Source organism: Pseudoalteromonas sp. S3776, from assembly GCF_005886915.1.
Classification (GTDB): Bacteria; Pseudomonadota; Gammaproteobacteria; order Enterobacterales; family Alteromonadaceae; genus Pseudoalteromonas.
Window position 1 is genome coordinate 1 of record NZ_PNCU01000137.1, and the last position, 334, is coordinate 334.

Below are 334 nucleotides of genomic sequence, written 5' to 3' on the forward strand. Positions count from 1 at the left end.
CGACAAATATGTGGAATTGTTGACAGATGAGTACGAAAACGTAAATGAGTGGGAGTATGATAACCTTTCAAAACTATTGGCTCAGCAGCAAGAGTTAGAAAAAAAGGAATTCCTGCGTGAGGCTGCTGCGAAAGTGGTACAGGGTGAGCCTCTGCCCACACGAACTAAAGAGCAATATCTGGCAGAACAACGAGGTGGTGGCCAGTAAAAGGCTATGGTCTTTTAGAGAATATTGCATAAGACAGGTTTTTCCTCATCATGCATCCAGACAGGTCGTTCATGACCCCTGGGTGGTTCATACCGGGTCGTTCCTGATTTTCTGTCCAGATACAGA

At 45.2% G+C, this 334-nt stretch carries 1 protein-coding gene; it reads left to right on the forward strand.

Going from position 1 to position 334, the window contains the following annotated elements:
* Positions 1 to 208, forward strand: a 208-nt coding sequence (locus CWC16_RS20000) for a hypothetical protein (RefSeq protein ID WP_171037706.1), incomplete at its 5' end; no start/stop codon positions are given.
* Positions 209 to 334 lie beyond the last annotated feature (126 nt).